Origin of the sequence: Erwinia sp. (assembly GCF_031978025.1) — a bacterium.
In the GTDB taxonomy this organism is placed as follows: Bacteria; Pseudomonadota; Gammaproteobacteria; order Enterobacterales; family Enterobacteriaceae; genus Erwinia.
In genome coordinates, this window is record NZ_DALZCD010000203.1 from 4,548 (window position 1) to 7,990 (window position 3,443).

General features: G+C 55.0%; 3 protein-coding genes and 1 pseudogene. All 4 read left to right on the top strand.

Annotated features, from left to right (window positions below):
• On the top strand, window positions 1-1,138 hold a 1,138-nt coding region (locus RTK32_RS15545), incomplete at its 5' end, for a thiamine pyrophosphate-dependent enzyme (protein ID WP_312045544.1).
• Between the two features lie 81 nt (window positions 1,139-1,219).
• Window positions 1,220-2,233 (top strand): Gfo/Idh/MocA family oxidoreductase, encoded by a 1,014-nt coding sequence (locus RTK32_RS15550; RefSeq protein WP_312045546.1) that lies wholly within the window; start codon window positions 1,220-1,222, stop codon window positions 2,231-2,233.
• Window positions 2,234-2,293: 60 nt separating this feature from the next.
• Window positions 2,294-3,175 carry a sugar phosphate isomerase/epimerase family protein gene (locus tag RTK32_RS15555; protein WP_312045548.1) on the top strand — a complete coding sequence of 294 codons (882 nt, stop codon included), beginning with the start codon at window positions 2,294-2,296 and terminating at the stop codon, window positions 3,173-3,175.
• 89 nt (window positions 3,176-3,264) lie between these two features.
• Window positions 3,265-3,443, top strand: a pseudogene (locus RTK32_RS15560) (myo-inosose-2 dehydratase); the annotation flags it as partial.

Sequence of the window (3,443 nt, forward strand, 5' to 3'; positions counted from 1 at the left end):
CACGATCCTTTCCGATCACCCGCTGAAGGTTGGCGGCGTGGGCGAAACGGGCTGTCTGGCGGCCAACCTGCTGGCGAAAGAAGCCGATCTGGTGATTGGTGTCGGCACGCGCTACACCGATTTCACTACCGCTTCAAAATGGATCTTTCAGAACCCGGACGTCAGCTATCTCAATATTAACGTCAGCAGTTTTGACGCCTGGAAGCTGGACGGCGTACAGGTGGTTGCCGATGCGCGCGAGGCGCTTACTGCGCTGGACAACCGACTGACCACGCAGGGTTTCGCCAGTGGTTGGGGAGAAAAAATTGCGCAGGCCCAGAGCAAGCTTCTGAAGGAAACGCAGCGCGTTTATCAGGCGGTCTACAACAGCGACGGTTTTATACCGGAGATTGACGATCGTCTGGATCGCGAAGCCGTTTTCGCCGAATTCAACCGGCTGACGGATTCATTCCTGACGCAGAGCAGCGTGCTGGGCACGCTGAATGAAAACCTCCCAAAGGATGCGGTAATCGTTGCCGCTGCCGGTAGCCTGCCGGGCGATCTGCAGCGCGTATGGCGCAATAAAGATTACAACAGCTATCACGTCGAATACGGCTATTCCTGTATGGGCTACGAGGTGAATGCCTCGCTGGGCGTGAAGCTGGCCGAGCCGCACCGTGAGGTCTACACCCTGGTGGGCGACGGCTCTTTTATGATGCTGCACTCCGAACTGGTGACCTCTCTTCAGGAGAACGCCAAAATCAACGTATTGCTGTTCGACAACATGACCAACGGTTGCATCAATAACCTGCAAATGGAACACGGGATGGACAGTTTCACGACCGAGTTCCGCTTCCGCAATGCTGAGGGCGGCAAGCTGGACGGCGGCCTGATCCCGGTAGATTTTGCCGCCATCGCCGCCGGTTATGGTTGTAAAACCTGGCGCGTTACCACGCTGGCGCAGCTGAAGCAGGCGCTGGAGGAAGCCCGGCAGTCACCTGTCTCCACGCTGATTGATATTAAAGTGCTGCCAAAAACCATGGTGCATAAATATTTCAGCTGGTGGCATGTGGGCGGCGCACAGGTATCGCAGTCCGAGCGCATTAATGCCGTGGCAAGGATGCTAAACGAGCATCTCGACCAGGCACGTAAATACTAATTCTGTCTCTGTGGCCTGAACCGGATGGGGTTTTTCCCGTCCGGAAAACTCCCCTATACCCTACATTCGAACGGAGTAGTTATGACACTGAAACTTGGCGTAATCGGCACCGGTGCAATCGGTCAGGAACATATTCGTCGCTGCAGCAAAGTATTGCAGGGCGCGAAAGTGGTGGCTGTCTCCGATATTAATATTGAAGGCGCTAAAGGCGTGGTCAGCCGTCTGGGGCTGGAGGCTGAAGTCTATGCTAACGGCCACGATGTGATCCGCTCTTCTGACGTGGACGCGCTTATCGTCACGTCCTGGGACCCCACGCATGAAGAATTCACGCTTGCGGCCATCGCAGCGGGCAAGCCGGTGTTCTGCGAAAAGCCGTTGGCGCTGTCCGCCGAAGGGTGCCGCCGCGTCGTAGAGGCGGAAATTGCCCACGGCAAGCGTCTGGTGCAGGTTGGTTTTATGCGCCCTTACGATACCGGCTACCGCGCGCTGAAGCAGGTCATCACCAACGGTGATATCGGCGAGCCGCTGATGCTGCACTGTGCCCACCGCAACCCAACGGTACCGGAAAGTTACACCACTGATATGGCGATCACCAGCACGCTAATTCATGAACTGGACGTGCTGCGCTGGCTGACCGAGGACGATTATAAAACCGTTCAGGTTGTTTTTCCTCGCGACACTAAAAACACCCATGCGAAGCTGCGCGATCCGCAAATTGTGCTGTTTGAAACGCAGAAAGGCGTGCGCATTGACGTCGAAATTTTTGTTAACTGTGCCTATGGCTACGACATCCAGTGCGAAGTTGTGGGCGAAACCGGCATTGCAAGACTGCCGGAGCCGGCCTCGGTTCAGCTTCGCAAAGAGGCGAAGTTGTCCACTGCCATTCTCACTGACTGGAAGGATCGCTTTATTGATGCCTATGACATTGAGCTACAGGCATTTATCAACGACGTCACGGCTGGCCAGCTGCAAGGTCCTTCCGCCTGGGATGGCTATGCGGCCTCCGTCGCAGCGGATGCCTGCCTGAAGGCACAGGAAAGCGGGGCGATTGAAACCGTTGAGCTGCCGCCGCGTCCGGCGTTTTACAACAAATAATATCGATCGGCCCCTCTGCGCAGGCTCAGGGGCTACCAGACGATGAGCAGGGAGAAACTGATGAAGATTGCCTTTGATGTGGATGTCATTAAAGATTTAGGCATCACTAAAATGGTTCACCAGGTGGCAGAGTGGGGCTACAAATATATTGAGCAGTCGCCGCACCCACAGATTAATCCGTTTTATAAACATCCTAAAGCCAGCCGGGAAATCATTACCGAATATAAAAACGCACTGCGGGAAACCGGACTGGAAATCTCTTCCTATATCGTGGTTTACCGTTGGTCAGGCCCGGATGAGGCTCGTCGGCAGGCGGCCGTACGCAACTGGAAGCGTATGATTGAAATCGCGGTGGAAACGGGGGTTCAGGTAATTAACACCGAGCTTTCCGGTACGCCGAACGAACCGGAGATCTGCGAAGAGATGTTTTATCGCTCGATGGAAGAGCTGCTGCCCATCGTTGAGCGGGAGGGCATCCGCATTGAAATTCAGTCTCATCCGTGGGATTTCTGCGAGGAGAACAACGAAACCGCCGACCTGGTGAAGTCGTTCCGCAGCGAAAACGTCAAATATCTCTACAGCGTGCCGCACACCTTCTTCTATGACAAAGGCAAAGGCGACGTAAAAAGCATGTTGGAATACGCCAGCGGCGACCTTTCACATGTGCTGATCGCTGACACCATGAACCATACCAAACACTGCCGCTACATTGTTAACCCACCGGGCGTGGATGCCACTATCCATCAGCATGTGGGTGTGGGCGAAGGCGAAGTAGATTTCGATACGCTGTTTAAAACCCTACGCGAGATGGATTTTGCCAACCGGACCTTTAAGGTCGGCGGCGAAGCCATAGTGGCCGCTTCGCTGTTTGGTTATCCGGAAAAAATGAAATATCAGGCAGTGGAAACCCGTGAACTGATCGAGCGCGAACTGCTTCGCTAACCGTCAGTCGCACCTTGCTAACCCTACGCGCGGAAAGCCCCAGGCAGGCGCGCCGTGCCACCTTAATGACAGACCGCTGAGGCACCACCATGAACAAAGAGAATGTAAAGCTGGCAATAGCCCCAATAGGCTGGACCAACGACGATATGCCGGAGCTGGGCGCAGAAAATACCTTCCAGCAAATCGTCAGCGAGATGGCGCTGGCTGGCTTTACCGGCAGTGAGGTTGGCAGTAAATATCCGCGCGATCCGGCAGTGCTGAAACCGAT

Bases quoted from the DNA above. Each gene is read 5' to 3' on its own strand.
- RTK32_RS15550 (WP_312045546.1), top strand. From the start codon at position 1,220: ATGACACTGAAACTTGGCGTAATCGGCACCGGTGCAATCGGTCAGGAA.
- RTK32_RS15555 (WP_312045548.1), top strand. From the start codon at position 2,294: ATGAAGATTGCCTTTGATGTGGATGTCATTAAAGATTTAGGCATCACT.